Origin of the sequence: Fusibacter paucivorans (genome assembly GCF_018390735.1) — a bacterium.
Classification (GTDB): Bacteria; Bacillota; Clostridia; order Peptostreptococcales; family Acidaminobacteraceae; genus Fusibacter; species Fusibacter paucivorans.
The window spans coordinates 158,591-175,936 of the sequence record NZ_JAHBCL010000001.1 but is presented as its reverse complement, the minus strand read 5'-3'; the positions used below and the strand labels follow the sequence as shown (position 1 = coordinate 175,936).

The following is a 17,346-nucleotide window of genomic DNA, read 5'->3' as shown; positions in this document are numbered from 1 at the left end:
CGGGTGAGAAATGATTCCGAAAATTTTGATTACAGGTGAAATAGGTGTTGGGAAATCAACCTTAGTACGTTCTTTGCTGTCGCAGGTTCATTTGGAGATCAACGGTTTTTTTACCATCAAGCGGGGCAGTGAGGTATTTTTATACGATGCGCATCATTTGCTGAAAGGACGGGCAATACCGCAATGCATTGGTAAATGCGATGCAAATGGGATCATGACGGCCTATCCGTCTGTTTTTGATACATTTGGCAAAACAATTAACCGGTTTCCAACGCAGTCGCTTATTGTCATGGATGAACTGGGGTTTATGGAACGCGATGCAAAAGTGTTTTGTGATGCCGTTTTAGAAATCATGGCGAGTGATCGACCGGTTTTGGCCGTGGTGAAAGCGCGTTCGGCTCCTTTCTTGGATGCTGTCCGTGCAAATGACAACGCCATGCTCTTTCACATTACAGAGGCCAATCGCACCATGCGGATAGCCGAACTGGATGAGCTGATAAAAGCACTCGCGTGGTAGCATAAAGGCAATCGGCTCGCAGTGTTGAGTGTTCAATACAGTATGCCGCTCAATACAGTGTACGAAACGATACGATACTAATCATAGAGTCTACGTGATATATTAATTTTAGCCTTTGTTAGAGAATATATGGTACGTCTATCAGTGAATAATAGATGATTGATTGAAGGTGAATTGAAATCCCGTGAAATAAAAGTCGCCGATACAAACTTTAAAATCCGTATCGGCGATTTTTCCTTTATAAAAGAGACATTAAGAATATCAAGAAAGAAAATCAAGCAGAATTAAATAGGCTAGATTTCTGGATCGTGAAATCAACTTTAATGCCGTTAAATGGCCAGATCGCCGGCTGCTTTAATTTTAACCCGGTTTGTATTCCCGGGATAGTAAGCGAGTGGCACATCTTCGACATCAATGATTTCGACGGTTTCTTTGGCTGCGCCGGAATCAACCGCCATTTGAATCGCTTCTTTTTTAGCCGCTTCAATGGCTTCTTCTCTCGGCAGTGTCTCATAGTCGATGAGTTTTTCGTAGGTACCGCTGATTTTGGAAATGGCTGAGCCGATGGCATTGGCTGTTCCAAAATAATTTGGCATCAAGACTTGACGCGTGCCGGTCAGTGTTGACGGGACAATAACGGAACCGCCACCGACGAGAATGACATCGGCGTCATCGCTGGACAGCTTCATGGCGTCAATGCCGTTTTCAATGGCATTTCTGATGACGGTCATGGCGCGTTCAGCGAAATCAGTTTCGAGAAAGTCAACTTTGCTGGCATCGCCAATTTGGCACATGCCGAGCTTTACGGCGATATCCGTGGCTGTTAGGGTATCGCCGCCAAACACAAGCGCTTTTTTCGTAATTTCATAACCGACGCTGTCAGGTCCAACGGTGATGTTCCCGTCAGGATGTTGTCGGACGATGGAGCCGCCGCCGAGGCCGATGGATAAAACGTCCGGCATACGGAAATTCGTTCGGACGCCGCCAATGGTAACGGCAACGCCGGATTCGCGCGGAAAACCGCCTTGGATGACGCCGATATCGGTGGTGGTGCCGCCGACGTCAATGACAATGGCTTCTTTAAGCTCTCCGAGATAACTGGCGCCGCGAATGGAATTGGTAGGACCGCAGGCGATAGTGAGGATTGGATATTTTTGAGCGTGTGCCATGGTCATCAGCGTGCCGTCATTCTGAGAAATATAAATCTTGGCATTGTCAATGCCGTGTTCGGAAAGACTTTTGGCGAAACCATCGGTGAATTTTTGAGCGACCTTGTAAAGTGAAGCATTGAGAACCGTCGCATTTTCGCGCTCTATAAGTCCCATGGAGCCGACGTCGCTGGAAATGGAGACGTGGACGTCGTCACCTAAAACTTTACGGCATAATGCGGCTGCCTTTTTTTCATGTTCATCGCGAATAGTTGAAAAACAGCAGGAAATAGCAACGGAATTGACTTTGCCCTTTAAACTTTCGAAGTAAGCAGTGGCTGCAGCTTCGTCAAAGGCGGCAATGGCTTTGCCGTCGTATTCGAAACCGCCGCCGATCATTGCGACGGATACCGCTACTTTGGCGATATCGTCAGCCCAGTCGACGAGCGGTGGAACGCCGAGGGTTGCGGGGGCGCCAATGCGCAGCAGGCCGACGGGTTCAAGGTGTTTTCTTTCGACGATGGCATTGGTACACTGTGTCGTGCCGAGCATTGCCAAATGAATTTTTTTGGGATCAACTTTTGATTCTGATAATATGGCATCAATTGCACCGAGAATACCGTCATAAATATCGTCAGATGTCGGGTGTTTTATCTGCGCGACGACGTTCAATGCCTCGTCGATGATCACGGCATCTGTATTGGTACCGCCAACGTCTATACCGAGTCTATACATTGGTTTCACCGCCTTTCATCAATTCTTCAATAGGTTGATAGTCGACATCACAGCCGAAATAGCGCGGGCCGACGAGTTCAAGTCCTTCTGGCGTACGCCATAATTCAAAACATTTTAATCCGACGACGATAACGCGTTTGCCATATTTCAATGCATCAGTTGTCACGGGGATAAAGGTTTCGGAATCGACAATGGCAATAAGATCGGGCGTTGTTGCGAGAATGGCGCCGTCAACTTCTGCGACGAGGTTTTCGTTTTGGAACGTGACCGAGGCTTTTTTGCCGCGATCCGTGTCAATGCCCTCCAGTACGACTTTACCGAAGTTGAAGCCGTCTCTCGTTTCACGAAGTACATCGGCAATTTTGCCCTTAAATAGTTTGAAGCCCTCGGTGGCCTTTAAAAATGCGGCTTCAGGTGATGCTTCACCACTGTGTTTAACATTGCGGATGGCAGCGCCTAACTGCTCACTGCGCGTTACGATGTTTTTAACGGCGTATTTTTTAAGTGTTGCACCATCCATGCAATAGAGTGATACAGAAACCGACCCTCCACAGCTCATGGTAACGGCACGTGCCAGTTCTTCAGTCCACTTATTGGTAATGGTATCGAAGATCGCGCAATTGCCCTTTTCATCAGTGAGTGCCATTGGTGTTGCCTTAATGCCGCCAATGGTAAAAGTCACCATTTGCAGTTCGGGAAAAGCACGTCCCATACCGTCGGCGTCGACCATTGGAATGCCGAGGCGCGCACATGCCGCAATGGGAAGCATACTGTTGACGCCACCTGCTTCAATCGGCATAAATGCGTAGATCTCCTTGCCGTAGAATTGAGAGACCATCTTGTGAAGCGTTTTGTATTCTTCGCCGCCGATCCCCTTTTCACTTAAAATGGTCGGTGCTCCCATCATAGCGATGGGAACAATGAGTGCGTCGTCCGGAACTTCTTCGGGATCGAGTAGTGTGACATCGCCGCACGCTTTGACGGCCCCCATTGCGACGAGCTTGCCGACATAGGGATCACCACCGCCGCCAGCACCTAAAAGTGCGGCACCAAGTGCAATGTCTTCGATTTCTTTTAAACCGATTTTTCTCAAAATAATGCCTTCCTTTCTATCTTTGTCCTTATGTTTAGCTTTTTATATCTTTTAAAGTTTTATATTCTTGTGATCTATTCTTTACGCGTGACCCGTTAAACGAGGTAATTGCATGATTACCTTTTGTTGATCCTCCACGACAATCGGTTAGATACTTTATGCCTAAGCTGCTTCACTGTAACTGGCTTCAGGCTGCGGCATTACTTTTACCAAGACGATATATAAAACCATAGAAACGATGATGCCGTTTACCGGGCCTATAAAGAATGGGGTGTTCAGTGCCGGCATTGCTGTAACCAGTGCCGGGAATGAAGCAAACGTACCACCGGTGATGCAGGCGATTAATGCGCCAACTAAAAATGAAATCATGCCGGGTGCATAGACACCTTCACGCAGTTTGAACTGTTTTGGATCACCCTTGCCAATAATCCAATAGTCCGCAATCAGAACGCCGACAAGTGCTGGTACCAATGCGGAAAGAAGTGTTAGAAATGCGGTGAACTTGCTCAATACACCAACTGCTGCCAACAGGGTTCCAAAGCCGCCTGCAATCGCTGTTGTCGTTTTGAAACGGCTTTCATCAACACCTAAGAGATTAGAAAGCGATAAGCCGCCGCTGTATGCGTTGGTGACATTGGTTGTCCAAGTAGCTAAGACGAGAGCGATTAAACCGACTGCCGGTACGCCAACAGCAGTTAGAACCGCACTGATATCATACTCGCCGGTTACGATGCTCATAACGGCACCAACGAGAAGCATGATCAGACCTGCCGGTAAAACGCCGAGAACAGAAGATTTGATAACGTCATTGCGGCTCTTTGCAAAACGGCAGTAGTCACTGCTAATGGCGCCTCCCACTGCAAAAGTGGCAACGACGAGGCTGATGCCCGTCATAAGCGGAATAGGCTGAGGCGGAACGTAATTTGCCATAACGGTCATGCCGTCAAATTGCGCCATTGCCGCCCAAACACCGTAACCGCAGACGATAAGGAGCATTGGGACAGCAACGAAGTTGAGCCATTTAAGACCTTTAAAGCCATAGCAAGCTGTTACCAGCATGATAATGCCCCAGAAAGTTGATGAAAGCCCCACAGGAATATTTATGCCGGTCATCGAAAGGAGCATCGCGGAAAATGAAGTGCCGCAGACAGCTGACTGAATGCCGAACCATCCGATACAGGCAATGGCGAGGACGGAACTGATAATATAGCGCGCACCCTTTTCGCCAAGTGCACCGGATGCCATAACAGCAGTTGGCAGTCCTGTATCACAGCCCTGCATGCCAATAAGACTCATATAGACACAGATGATACCGTAACCAATGATGATCGCGGTAATGACGTTGCCAATCGGCATGCCGCTGCCAATGAGTCCGCCGATCATTAGGCATGGGACACAGATCATGGAACCAATCCACACCATGGCAATAGACTGCCAGCTTTGTCTCTGTTCAGGTTTTACTTCAAACCCAGTTAATTTGTTTGTCATTTGATTTCCCCCTTTAATGGTTTCGAGTTAATAATTGCGAATAAACGATGCTGTCAAGATTGATGAGGCAATTGCCTTAGATAATTAAACTTGATTATATGCTTTTGTTACGAAAATGTAATTGTTTGCAGGGCAAAAAAAGACCTCTCAACTTTGTCCTTTTGGACAAATGAGAGGTCTTTCTAATCTAAATTGATCTTAACCTTCATTGTGCCGCTTGTCAAGCAGACGTTTGACAGCACAGGCGCGATAAAGGCTATAGTGCTCCGGCATGGCATTGACATCACAGTTTAGCGCGGCACAGATCTGATTCATACGGTATTTAATGGTGTTCTTATGGACAAAGAGCAGTGCGGCGGTGGCGGCAACATTGCTTGCGCCATCCAGCAGGTAAATGGTCAGTGTTTCACAGAGCAAATCACGAGGACCGTCTTTTCTGATAAGTGGTGCGAGGATGCTGGTTGCCTCCAAAATACTGTTTTCGCCGATAGTGATAATATCATGACAGCGCTTTGCAAAAGCAAACATCTCTTGGGAGAGCACTTTTCGATGTGGGTAGAGTGTTTTGGCGGTTTCAAAGTAATCTTTGTAAAGTAAAAAGGCGCGCCGCACTTCTGCTGTATTGGCCAATCCATAGGCGGTTGCAAGCATAAAAGATGAAGAGGCCGAAATATCGTCTGTACGCATCTCTAGGAGCGCTTCTTCAACAGCCTGACAGGCGCATTTTATTTTTTCACTGCCGAGAAATACAACAAAAGTATCGTGATAAATACCTGTAAAACTGACATCGAAATACAATGCAACCAATTCGCTGACCGTATGCTGCCAGAAATCATGCAGCGCTTTGAGCTGTTTTTCATCTTTTGAATCGCCTCGGGCGCGAAGAATGATCATATGTTCAATGGCCTGAATATCAATACTGAGAATTTCAGCGAGTCTTTTCATTTTCATCGGTTCATCATTTAGAATGGCTTTTACGAGTTCGTCTGTTCCGATTTTACCGTGGCCTTTGCTCCAGATGTTGATAAAGAGCTGGATGACTTCAGCAGCTTGTTCGCATTGTTCATCTGATAGCGTGCCGTCTTCTTTAACCATGATCAGGTGCATTGGCATTGCATCTTCACTTTCGATAATCTTACCGCAGACACAGATGTTGCGCGTCAATTCAATCATGGTGGGAATGGCTGGCAATTTCGAACATTTCATCTGGTAGTATTTAGCGATCTGTTCGAGACTAACCGAACTAACTGCGGGCCAGTTGGCCATGTTGACGGCATTAAAATGTGAATCAACTAGGTAAAAAGAACTCGTCATGCGATCGCTGATAATTCTTAAAACGGTGTCAATACTGCGCTGATGGTCAGGCAGCTTGCTGATGCGTTCCAGCATTTCGGGAACGAAATAAGGGTCTTGTGCCTTGTTTTTGATGATGGTTTCAATGACTTCGTAGATCACTTCGCTGTATTTAAGATCCATTCGATTTTCAGGCATGCAGATAAGCGTGAAATCAAGTTCATTGGCCAAGTCTATTAGGCGCTTGTCGATTTTCGGGACGAAAATGCCAACATAGTAAAGAATGAGGCCAACTTCGCCGATTTGATGAAGCCGCATAATGGTTTGACACTGTGCATCCACATCATCCTTGATGTGTGCAAAACCGGCTACGGCAATTTCGTTGCCGTAAAATTCGATTTCATCGAAAAACGCCTCTTGCAGCGGCGTCGGTTCAGAGTATTCAAGAACGGAAATTGAATCGACCACCTTGTCGAGCCCTTTTTCTCCGGCGACGACTCTTGCATGACTTAATGACGGTAGATTGAGCAGTGTTCTAATGGTGACGCGCATGAGTCCACCTCCTTGTTTTCAACATGCCATTGGCGGTAGGATCAACAATAATTGATACAGTTTTTGTTCATACGTTAATAACGAACGCTAATTTCATTTATGATACCATAATTGTGCCTGATTATCTAATGAAATCGTTGCATTTAGCTGAAAGGCATGATGTTACATCCGTGTGATGTCAAATGCGAAAATTAAAATGCAAACGAAAGCGCCAACATGTGAGAAACATTGACAAACAGAAAAAAGGCAGTTATAATTAGTTGAAAGTTCAACTAATTTCATAATTCTGTTAATTTCAGGATTCTGTTCGATCTGTTTAGACAATTGAATGCTGACAGCACAAAGTAAAATGGTTTCTATGACTGAGGGAGATGAAAGACTTGAAACTGAAAGGCTCTATACTAAGAGATGTTGGATCACTGGCGCGGGCGGTTAATACCATTAATGATATTAAATACATCACGCTGGATTTGCATAAGAATCAATATATTTTTCTGACGCGTATTTGTGAGAATGAGGGAATTAGCCTAAAGGCACTTTCTATTATGCTGAAAGTCGATAAGACGACAACGACAAAAGCGGTTCAAAAACTCATTCGTGACGGCTATGTAACAAAGGAAAAGGATGAAGTGGATGCACGCGTTTTCCGGTTGTTCTCGACGCGTAAATCGAAGGCGGTTTACAATATGATTATTGATGAAGAAAACCGAGCAATTGACAAATGTTTCGAAGGGTTTACGACTGCAGAAATTAACACAGTTCAAAAATTGCTTCAGAAAATGAATGCCAATCTTGCGCCGGATTGGTATGAAACAAAAAATTATAAAGGAGGGGTGCATGATTCTGAATGAGAGAGTCATGCCGTATTTTAAATGATTTCAAAAGCATGTGAAAAGGATATTGACAGAATCATGGCGATTATTGCTGAAACGGTTGCAGAGATGAAACGCGTCAACAACCATCAATGGGATGACACTTACCCGACCCGCGGCGTTTTTTTAGCCGATATTGAAAAGGGAAATCTGTTTGCTTACCGTGAATCAGATGGCAATTTGCTGGGATTCGTCTGCTTGGATACACATCAACCGGAAGAGTATGTGGGTGCGGCGTGGAAGACACCTGAAAAATGTCTGGTTATCCACAGAACGGCGGTAGCGATGAATGCGCGTGGTCAGGGCATTGGTAAACAACTGATGCAATATGCTGAAACGCTGGCATCTGAAATGAACATACAGGCAATTCGTTCGGATACGTATTCGACAAATCAGGCGATGAATATCGCTTTTCAGAGTTTGGGTTATCAATTTACTGGCCATATCAATTTCTTAGGAAGGCCGTTGCAATTTAATTGTTATGAGAAACTGCTGAAATAAAATGGATCATTAAAGGAGATGAACACATTGGAATTTAAAGCAATTGGTGTTGTGAAAAGTCAGTTTAAATCTCTTGAAGAGATGCCCATTCAACCGACGGGTGATCTGGCATCGCCAGGTTATTTGGAAATTGAAGAATCTTATGTGGAGGGGCTGAAAGATTTAGATGGTTTCAGTCATCTCTACATACTTTATCATTTTCATAAAGTCAAGCAGTCCAAACTTCTGGTCAAGCCATTTATGGACGATGCGGTTCACGGGGTTTTCGCGACAAGGGCGCCAGTGAGGCCTAACGCCATTGGCATGTCTGTGGTTGCCATTGACCGTATTGAAGGATGCCGGATTTATATTCAAAACCTCGATGTTTTGGATGGGACGCCGCTGCTGGATATCAAACCGTATGTCCCCGCATTTGATTTGCCGCAGGCGCCTGTTCGCGTTGGGTGGCTGGATAAACCAGCAGAGGCTATTCAGGCAAGGAAGTCCGATCAGCGTTTTGTCTAAAACGTTGAAAAGAGCGCATGAATAGAGCGTATGAATAGCTAATGCTTCATTTTAAACACTGTCAAATAAATGATGTGCATCCTTATAAAGCCTGAATTCGGCAAAGTGTGATAAACTTATAAAGAGCCGCAATTGAGTGAAGGCGACAAAAAGGAGGATGACAATGAGAAACAGTTTATCGACATTATGCGATCATTTCATCGAAAATAGAGACAACATAAAAAAGACCTTTAACTGGGAAAGTGCTTACCTCATCCCGATTTGTGCAGCAATGTTTGCAAATGAACGACAGAAACCAGATGCAAATAAAATGAAGCATTGCAGGGATATTCTGAAAGAACAGGTCGGTTTATTTTCTAATTTCAGAGGCACCGGTAAACTGGTTATGATTACCATGATGGCGATTGATCACAATCCTGAGCATAAATTAGAGAATGCACTAGAGGTCTATTCTTCATTAAAGAAACATTTTTTTACTTCTCAATATTTGCCATTAGTTTCCATGATGATTACGAACATGGCGGGATCAGTGCGTTATGATACGATTGCGGCACGTACGAGACATATTTATGAGCTGATGAAGCATGATCACCCTTTTCTGACTTCCAGTGAGGACAGTGTGTTTGCGGCATTGCTTGCAATGTCGGAGCTGACAGATGAACAAATCGTTGAAGAAACGAAGCGCTGTTACGATTGTTTAAAACCTGAGTTTTTCTCAGGCAATGCCGTGCAGTCATTAAGTCATGTGTTGGCACTCTGCGAGGGGATCGCCGAAGACAAATGCAGAAAGACGCTGACGCTTTTTAATGCATTAAAGGAAAGGGGACGAAAATATGGCACAAACTATGAACTTGCAACACTTGGTGTTCTTGCCATGATCCCCGCGGACGAAGCTTCTGTGATAGATGATATCCTATCGGTTGACCGTTTTCTATCTGAGCAAAAGGGATACGGCATATTCGGCATTGACAAAAAGCAGCGCTTAATGCATGCTGGGATGCTGGTAACCAGTGATTACATAGGCGTACCAGACGGCCTAACGAGTTCAACGGCTGTAAATGCTGCTATGTCGCTGATTGCAGCACAGCAAGCCGCTATGTGTGCAGTGATTGCATCGACAAGTGCAGCTGCATCGAGTTCGGGTTCAGGCGGGGCTTGATGCGCCACGATATGAAAACAATGCTGCGGATACGTTTATAATGATACGATATCAAGCATGATGCATGAATCAGCAACGCCCTCGTGAGTTTACACGGGGGTGTTTGTTTTTTCAGAAAATCGAATACTGCGACAATGCGGCATTAGCCGAGGTGTTTCTTAAGGGCGTTGATAAAATACTGCTCCATATAATCCAGCGGCTTAGAGGCTTGCCTGATATAGCCAAAGGTGAGGACGACAGGATCATCCATTGTATAGACTTTAATGCGCATCTGATATTTTTTCAGCAGGTTATCAAGATCATGATGCTTGCCAATGGATAGAAATGTCACAGCGTTGAGGCTTGTCATTAAATGATAGAGAAAGAGCATATCTTGAACGTAAAATTTGCTTTTAAAGGAATCAAACGAGAGGTGTTTAACGTCCTGAACACTGAAATACGCTTTATCAGAATACTCAACGATCGCCAATGGATACGCATAAAAATCAGACCATTTGACACTGGGTGCATCACAGAGTGGATGACTTGAGGAAACGGCAAGCGCCATTTCACGCCGATCAATAGGTGTAAAGGTGACACCTTTCCGCTCGAGCAATGCGTTGATGAAGTCCGTTTGATGAACAGAGATATTAATTAAGCCTAAATCAGAATACCCGCTGGCAACATCGTCAACGACATCGGAAAAGTTGTTTTGACGAATGGTGAAGGTTTTTGCCTGATTGCCAAAGAGATGATACATATCTTCAAGTGGATAAATGGCGACAGAGACGTATTGCGCAGAAATGGCAAAAGTCGTGAGATGCTCTCGATCTGGTTCTCGGATGGCTTGGATTTCCTGAACATTTTTGACAATTGACTCGGCGTAATACAAAAATTCGGCACCTTGGCGCGTTAATTCTACACCGCGGGGAATACGGTTAAAAAGCGCATAGCCGACTTCATTCTCAAGCGATTTGATCGTCATGCTGATATTTGGCTGCGATACGTGCAAGACATTTGCAGCTTGACTCATTGAGCCTGTTTTTGCAATTTCAATAAAATAATATATTTGATCCAATGTCATATCAATAATTCCTTATAAAGAGCCTGTTTTTCACTTTAATTATATGTGAATTATACAAAATTTCAATGGTTAATGAGAGTGTAAAATATTGTAATTTAGTTTAAACGCAGTAATATGAACACTTTCAGAAGATATAAGTATTATTTATATCTTAGCATAAAGAATTTGTATTTTAAATATTCTGACAATGGGCATATGCTGTTGACATAAAACGAATAGGAATAGCTGTACGTGATACCCCTGTAAGCTGTAAAAAAAGAAAAGCGATAGGCGTGTTGTCATGATATGAAAGCCATATTCCAAAGGGGGGTAAACGTGAACTACTTAGAAATTGCAAATTCAAGGCCAATGTATTTAGTAACACTATTCATTTTAGTGCTGCTCATGGCGCAAGCAGTCATTTTCTTTCGAATGGCGATGAAACGTGCAAAGGAACTGAAAATCGAAAAACAGGTTATTCACAAGGCTGTCAAAGCTGCGGCGATTACGACGATTGTCCCATCAATTGCCATTATTATCGGCTTAATCTCACTATCGCCAATACTGGGTATTCCAGTTTCATGGGCGAGACTCGGTATGGCAGGCTCTATGATGTACGAACTCACGGTGGCGGCAATTGGTGCACAGGCCATGGGAACTGAGCTTGGCGGTGCGATGTATTCACCACAGGCATTTGCCAATTCTGTTTGGTTGATGACGCTGGGAGTAACACCAGGCTTTGTTCTGGCAGTTCTTTTCCTCAGAAAGTATAAGAGCGGCATTAAGAAAGCCGTTTCCAAAGACACGACTTTCCAAACGCTTATTTTAACGACGATTCTCGTGAGTGTACAGATGAATTTCATTGCACCGGCAGTGATTGGCGGCGGCAATGCGTTAAATGCGGTGGTCATTGCAGCGGTGGTCATGGCGGTACTTACTGTCTGTATGGTGAAGCTCAAGTGGTCATGGCTGAAAGAATATGCGTTGTCCATCAGCATGATAACAGCTGTTGGCGCAATTGTACTGATGCAAATATAGGAGGTTTAACGGTGAATAAAAATAAATCTTATGAAGATTCTGTCTATAGACTGGGAAGAGTGAGTGCAATCATTTTCTTTCTTGCGACATTAATGCTGCCGGCAATGCTTTGGTTCAAATGGGGACTGCTGCCGACGAAAGAAGGTTTCATAGCGGGTATATCCGTTATTGCCGTTATTATTATTCCGATTCTCATCGGAGAGTTTTTAAGCTATGCGCCAATAGTCGGGGCAGCGGGTTACTTTGTCATGCTATTGAGCGGAAACTGGATGAATATTAAAATTCCGGCTTCCATTGTAGCGCTTGAAGCGACGGAACTCGATTCGAATTCGGAAGAAGGTGACGTTATCTCGACCATGGCAGTGGCGACCTCAGCCATTGTTACAGAAGTGATTATTATCGCCGGCGTTCTTTTATTAACGCCATTTTCAAGCTTTTTTGAGCAGCCTGCCATTAAGACGGGTTTCGAGCAAATTGTTCCGGCACTCTTTGGTGCACTGTATATTGCGACTTTGGTTAAAAATCCGAAAGCCGCTGTCGTACCAACGATTGTCGGGTTTGCCATCGTCATGTCGCAAGTTGTCAATTCACTCTTTTTCATTCCTGTCATCATCGCGATCTCCGTGCTGATTGCCACAGTAATTTATAAAATTGGCAATCGCAAACAGACAATAGAAGAACCCAGCAACGAATGATTTTGAAAGGAGTTATGGATGAACGATTTTATTCAAAGTGCGGAAGCACTTCAAGAAGAACTGGTAACATGCAGAAGACACCTCCATCAAGCACCTGAGATCGGACTGGAGCTGCCCAATACGACGGCTTTTGTCATCGAAAAACTTAAAGCTTATGGCTATGCACCGACACGCTGCGGCGGCGGTGTTGTGGCAACATGCGGCAAGGGCGTCAGCGGCAAGACCTTTATGCTTAGAGCTGATATGGATGCGCTGCCAATACAAGAAGAATCGGGAGAACCCTTTAGTGCAACCAATGGCAATATGCATGCATGCGGACATGATTTTCACACGACGATGCTCCTTGGCTGTGCGAAGCTTTTAAAACAAAATGAATCTGCCATTGAAGGAACGGTTAAACTTATGTTTCAGCCGGGAGAAGAAGTGGCACTTGGTGCAAAAACAATGATTGAAGCCGGGGTCTTAAAAAATCCGGATGTCGATGCGGCAATGATGATCCACGTGCTTACTGGTGCTCCCGGTGTTGCAAATGGTGATGTCGTCGTAATGGCAGAAGGGGCAGCCAGCTCCAATACAGACGCTTTCCGCATTAATGTCAAAGGCAAGGGCGGACATGGTGCGACACCACACGAAACAGTTGACCCGATTAATGTAATGGCACATGTGCACACAGCGCTTCAGGTTATTAATGCAAGAGAAGTTAATGCGGCGGAGCTTTTTACCATGACGATTGGGGAAATTAGAGCGGGCAGTGCAAACAATGTCATTCCTGATACAGGCTATATGCGCGGCACCATTAGGAGTTTTGGCAAACCGACGAGAGCGTTTGTAAAGGAACGGTTAGCGGAAATATCAGAATCGGTGGCGAAGACATTTCGAGCAGAAGCTGAGGTGGTCTATGAATTTGAGGTGCCAAGCGTTATCAATGAAGGCAGCGTAAGGCGTGAGTCGTTAGCGGCAATGCAATCGCTGTTCGGCGACACGATTAAAGATGCTTCAACATATGCCGGCGGCATGTTTGCCCGCATTACGGGTTCGGAAGACTTCGGCTATGTCAGTGAAGAAGTGCCGAGTCTTATGGTGGGACTTGTAACGGGAATCCCCGCGGATGGTCACCGCTACCCAATGCATCATCCAAAGGCGACATTTGATGAGCGCGTGTTGTGGAAAGGTGCTGCTGTCTATGCGCATACAGCAATGACATGGCTGAAAAATAATCAATAATTGGGCGAGGATGAATCATTTAATCGAAATACGCAATGCAAAATCGTACAGGCAACAAAAGATTACAGTGACGCTTTTGTCAAGGAGAAGAGAGGCTGACATGTACTATAAACCGATAGATTTACCGAGAAATATGGATCAAATGCTGGAGGCAGCAGGGGAATCCATGCGAACGGCAGTTGAGAAATATACTGCTGAAGCACTGGCGCAAGGACGCTGGTCAGAGCCTGAAGAATATGATATGGACCCTGCCAACATGGCATTTGCCGCTTATTGGCTGCATAAAATTAGAAATCCGATCGTAAAGGGCATGAAGGGATTTGGCTTAGAGGCATATTTTGATAAATTTAAACAAAACCAGTCAACATGGGAACCGAAATCATTTAAAGCTGAGAAAACTTATCGAATCAGTGCTTCTGGTGATTTAATGTTTGGCAAGTATGTTGAAGATTCCGGCGATGTGCTTTACAAAGCGGTCGAATCGCATATTTTTGATGCAGACTGCGCCTATGCTAATTTGGAATCAACGCTTTCGAAAGAAGTGCCAAAGTCGCTTTCAGTTGAAAAAGAAGGTGATACACCGACCATTAATTTGACAGCAGCTCAGTATGAGGCGCTGATTCAGCACGGCGGCAAGCGTTATGATGTGCTTCAAATTGCCAACAATCACATCTTTGACTGTGGGCTCGAAGGAGCAGAGATGACAATGGATCAGCTCGAATCAGACGGCATTGCCTATACAGGTGTCTACAAGAGCAAAGCGGCTTCTGAGACCATTGTTTGTACACAGATGGATGACGTGAAGATCGGATGGATTTCTCATACATTTAATCTCAATATCAATCCGCTTTCTGATGAGGAATCTTGGCGATGTGACCTTACCCCATTTCATTTTGAAAAATCGCCGGATACGTCGCGCATTAAAAAGCAGATTGCGAAGGCACGTGAAATGGGCTGTGATCTCGTGATGTTAACGTTGCACTGGGGATTGGAGCACGAGTTCTATCCACACCCTGATCAATTAAAATGGGCGCATGAGTTCGCGGAGCTCGGTGTTGACGCCATCATCGGCCATCATCCGCATGTTTGCCAGCCTTATGAACTCTATACGCCGATGAATGATCCTGAAAAGCGCATTCCAATTTTATATAGCCTTGGCAATTTAACACCTGTTTATGGCTCGGCGGCGACAGTACTTTCGCTGATCGCCAACATGAAAGTTGCAAAGGGAACACTAAACGGCAGCGAAAAAACACTGATCACCGGTATTGAGATCACACCGGTTGCTTATATGGGAATGGTGTCCGATAATCGCAATTATGCAGCACTGGTTCCGGTAAAAGATTTATCAGAACAGCAAATGGATGAAGATTTCAAATCATATTATCATGAGATCAAAAAGTATGCGAATCTGGTGCTTGGCGACAGCTGGCTTTAAAAAAAGCAACCGAAAAGACAACCTCAGAGATCCATATTAAACGATAAAATCGTATGATAAGGATTAAAGACAAGATCAAACGATAAGATTAAAAGATAAGATTAAAAGATAAGATTAAAAGATAAGATTAAAAGACAATGCTTAAGAGATAACCACAGGCGCTCACTTGTTGCAGAAGGGGCGCCTGTCTTTTTTTAGTTTACTCAAAGCAATGATCTCAAGTTTTTTGAGATGATAATAACATCGGCAGATTTTTTATCTTAAGGCAATGAAAGACAGTGTTTTCCGGTGCAGAGGGAATAACGCAGACGATGAGCAAAGAAGCTTCATTACAGCTTAGTGAAAAACGCGATGATTATCATTCTGATGGCGGTTGAAAATGGAGGTGCTCTTATTTTCACCTGTTAAAAAAAGTGTTTTCTTGAACAACGGTACGATTAATGCTAACATTAAGGCGAAAAGTTTGTAGAGGAAAAGGAGTCCGGATTATGATGGTTTGGATTGCGCTGCTGTTATTGGGCATTTTAACGGGCCTTTTTTTTGAGCGTCAATGGGCACGAAAGCGCCGTAAAAAATTAAAGCATGTGGTATATGTCAATGGAACGCGCGGGAAGACCACTGTGGCGCGGCTGATTGATTCCGGGCTTCGTGCAGGCGGGTATCGCGTTTTTTGCAAGACGACGGGAACCGTTCCACGCATTATTGACGTTGATAATCGAGAACTGCCATTGAAGCGGGTTGGCAATGCCAACATTAAAGAGCAGCTAAAAGCACTGAAAATGGCGGTAAACCAGTCAGCGGAAATACTCGTGTGCGAATGCATGGCAATAACACCTGAGCTCCAGCGAATCACACAAGACGAAATGCTGCAAAGTGATATTGGTGTAATTACCAATGTGCGGCAGGACCATGCCGAAGTCATGGGTGACAGTTTAACGCTGATCTGCGATGCACTTTCAAATACAATTCCGAAAAAAGGTATTTTGTTTACGGCCGATTCGACTTTTTTTGAGCGTTTAAAATCAAATGCTGCTGAACGAGAGACGCCAACCGTACTGGCCGAATCATCAGAGGATTTGCCGGATGTGCGTTTTAAGGAGAATGTGGCGCTGGCAGTGGCGGTATGCGAACATTTGGGCGTTTCAAGATCAGATGCGATTAGGGGTGTTCAGCAGTTTCGAATGGACCCTTATGATTTAAAACTGTTCCAAATGCCAAATGGCGTCCTGTTTGCAAATGCCATGGCAGCAAACGATGCGATGTCAATCCAAAAGATATATGAAGCTTATGAACAAGAGGGGCTATTTATTGGGAAGCATCGGATACTTCTGATTAATAATCGCTGGGATCGCGGTGCAAGGGCAAAACAGCTTATTGACATGGCAGCAAGCATTGAGCCTGATGAAATATGGCTGATGGGCGGCTATCAGCACGTTTCAGCACAGGGTATCGAAAAAAGAGGCCTGACAATACCGGTAAAACATATTAAACAGGTGCATCAAACGCTGTTACAGTCTTTGCCTTCAAATACATTCGTCTTTGCAGTGGGGAATATTGCGGGCGGGGGCATAGCACTGATGAATATTGTAGAGAGTGAGGGCGTGGTCATTGGCAAATGAAATCGTCATACTGGGAATTGCATTTAGCTTGATTTTTTATGAATTGACAGGTATTTCGCCGGCGGGGATCATCGTACCCGGTTATCTTGCGCTTTGCTTAAAAGTGCCTTCGCGCATTGGCTATACATTTTTAGTTGTGGCCATTGCCTTTGTCGTCTACAAGGTGTTGTCGCAATGGATGATCTTTTATGGCCGTAGGCGGTTTGCCGTGATGATATTGCTTTCTTTTGTGGTTAATTTTGCCATTGTCAAGACGGGACTGCTGGGACATACACCGGGAATCATCGGCAATATCGTTCCCGGGCTGATCGCGCTGGAATGGGAGCGGCAAGGGATTCTAATCTCGACAGCTGCACTTGGCGTCGTCGTTGCCATCACAGCCTTTGCGGTGCTTTGGCTCAATGTTCCACTGATATAGAGGTTAGAGG

At 44.7% G+C, this 17,346-nt stretch carries 16 protein-coding genes; 11 read left to right on the top strand and 5 right to left on the bottom strand.

Annotation, left to right across the window (positions count from 1 at the left end):
- Positions 1 to 10 precede the first annotated feature (10 nt).
- Positions 11 to 517 (top strand): nucleoside-triphosphatase, encoded by a 507-nt coding sequence (locus tag KHM83_RS00770; protein ID WP_213234984.1) that lies wholly within the window; start codon positions 11 to 13, stop codon positions 515 to 517.
- 329 nt (positions 518 to 846) lie between these two features.
- Here KHM83_RS00770 and KHM83_RS00765 read toward each other — a convergent pair whose 3' ends face one another.
- The 4 genes from KHM83_RS00765 to KHM83_RS00750 all read right to left on the bottom strand — a co-directional run bounded on the left by KHM83_RS00765 (position 847) and on the right by KHM83_RS00750 (position 6,826).
- Positions 847 to 2,400, bottom strand: a complete 1,554-nt coding sequence (locus tag KHM83_RS00765; RefSeq protein ID WP_213234983.1) for a hydantoinase/oxoprolinase N-terminal domain-containing protein — start codon at positions 2,398 to 2,400, stop codon at positions 847 to 849.
- Positions 2,393 to 3,493, bottom strand: coding sequence for a DUF917 domain-containing protein (locus KHM83_RS00760; RefSeq protein ID WP_213234982.1), 1,101 nt, complete (start codon positions 3,491 to 3,493; stop codon positions 2,393 to 2,395). Before KHM83_RS00760 ends, KHM83_RS00765 begins: the two co-directional genes overlap by 8 nt.
- 162 nt (positions 3,494 to 3,655) lie before the next feature.
- Positions 3,656 to 4,981 (bottom strand): cytosine permease, encoded by a 1,326-nt coding sequence (locus KHM83_RS00755; protein WP_213234981.1) that lies wholly within the window; start codon positions 4,979 to 4,981, stop codon positions 3,656 to 3,658.
- Between the two features lie 198 nt (positions 4,982 to 5,179).
- Positions 5,180 to 6,826, bottom strand: a complete 1,647-nt coding sequence (locus KHM83_RS00750) for a PucR family transcriptional regulator (protein WP_213234980.1) — start codon at positions 6,824 to 6,826, stop codon at positions 5,180 to 5,182.
- Positions 6,827 to 7,206: 380 nt separating this feature from the next.
- On the opposite strand from KHM83_RS00750, the gene KHM83_RS00745 reads away from it, so the two are divergent.
- The 4 genes from KHM83_RS00745 (at position 7,207) to KHM83_RS00730 (ending at position 9,862) form a co-directional block, all read left to right on the top strand.
- Entirely contained in the window at positions 7,207 to 7,677 is a 471-nt protein-coding gene (locus KHM83_RS00745) for a MarR family winged helix-turn-helix transcriptional regulator (protein ID WP_343213088.1), read from the top strand.
- 21 nt (positions 7,678 to 7,698) lie between these two features.
- Positions 7,699 to 8,199 (top strand): GNAT family N-acetyltransferase, encoded by a 501-nt coding sequence (locus tag KHM83_RS00740; RefSeq protein ID WP_213234978.1) that lies wholly within the window; start codon positions 7,699 to 7,701, stop codon positions 8,197 to 8,199.
- Positions 8,200 to 8,226: 27 nt separating this feature from the next.
- On the top strand, positions 8,227 to 8,703 hold the full coding sequence (gene tsaA, locus KHM83_RS00735; protein WP_246542794.1) for a tRNA (N6-threonylcarbamoyladenosine(37)-N6)-methyltransferase TrmO: 477 nt from the start codon (positions 8,227 to 8,229) through the stop codon (positions 8,701 to 8,703).
- A gap of 163 nt (positions 8,704 to 8,866) precedes the next feature.
- The gene (locus KHM83_RS00730; RefSeq protein ID WP_213234976.1) at positions 8,867 to 9,862 is read left to right on the top strand and encodes a DUF4003 family protein; all 996 of its coding nucleotides are present in this window, start codon (positions 8,867 to 8,869) and stop codon (positions 9,860 to 9,862) included.
- A gap of 142 nt (positions 9,863 to 10,004) precedes the next feature.
- Here the strand turns inward: KHM83_RS00730 and KHM83_RS00725 are convergent, their stop codons facing one another.
- The gene (locus KHM83_RS00725; RefSeq protein ID WP_213234975.1) at positions 10,005 to 10,925 is read right to left on the bottom strand and encodes a LysR family transcriptional regulator; all 921 of its coding nucleotides are present in this window, start codon (positions 10,923 to 10,925) and stop codon (positions 10,005 to 10,007) included.
- Between the two features lie 315 nt (positions 10,926 to 11,240).
- Between KHM83_RS00725 and KHM83_RS00720 the strand changes: the two genes are divergently transcribed.
- The 6 genes from KHM83_RS00720 to pgsC all read left to right on the top strand — a co-directional run bounded on the left by KHM83_RS00720 (position 11,241) and on the right by pgsC (position 17,336).
- On the top strand, positions 11,241 to 11,942 hold the full coding sequence (locus KHM83_RS00720) for a DUF5058 family protein (protein ID WP_213234974.1): 702 nt from the start codon (positions 11,241 to 11,243) through the stop codon (positions 11,940 to 11,942).
- An 11-nt stretch (positions 11,943 to 11,953) separates the two neighbouring features.
- A complete protein-coding gene (locus tag KHM83_RS00715; RefSeq protein WP_213234973.1) occupies positions 11,954 to 12,637 on the top strand; it encodes a hypothetical protein in 684 nt (227 codons plus the stop codon).
- 18 nt (positions 12,638 to 12,655) lie between these two features.
- Positions 12,656 to 13,861, top strand: coding sequence for a M20 metallopeptidase family protein (locus KHM83_RS00710; RefSeq protein ID WP_213234972.1), 1,206 nt, complete (start codon positions 12,656 to 12,658; stop codon positions 13,859 to 13,861).
- A gap of 100 nt (positions 13,862 to 13,961) precedes the next feature.
- Complete coding sequence (locus KHM83_RS00705; RefSeq protein ID WP_213234971.1) at positions 13,962 to 15,299, top strand: CapA family protein; 1,338 nt, start codon at positions 13,962 to 13,964, stop codon at positions 15,297 to 15,299.
- A 488-nt stretch (positions 15,300 to 15,787) separates the two neighbouring features.
- Complete coding sequence (gene pgsB, locus KHM83_RS00700) at positions 15,788 to 16,918, top strand: poly-gamma-glutamate synthase PgsB (RefSeq protein ID WP_213234970.1); 1,131 nt, start codon at positions 15,788 to 15,790, stop codon at positions 16,916 to 16,918.
- Positions 16,908 to 17,336: a poly-gamma-glutamate biosynthesis protein PgsC gene (gene pgsC / locus KHM83_RS00695; RefSeq protein ID WP_213234969.1), complete on the top strand. Its 429-nt coding sequence runs from the start codon at positions 16,908 to 16,910 to the stop codon at positions 17,334 to 17,336. The genes pgsB and pgsC overlap by 11 nt, the downstream gene beginning before the upstream one ends.
- Positions 17,337 to 17,346 lie beyond the last annotated feature (10 nt).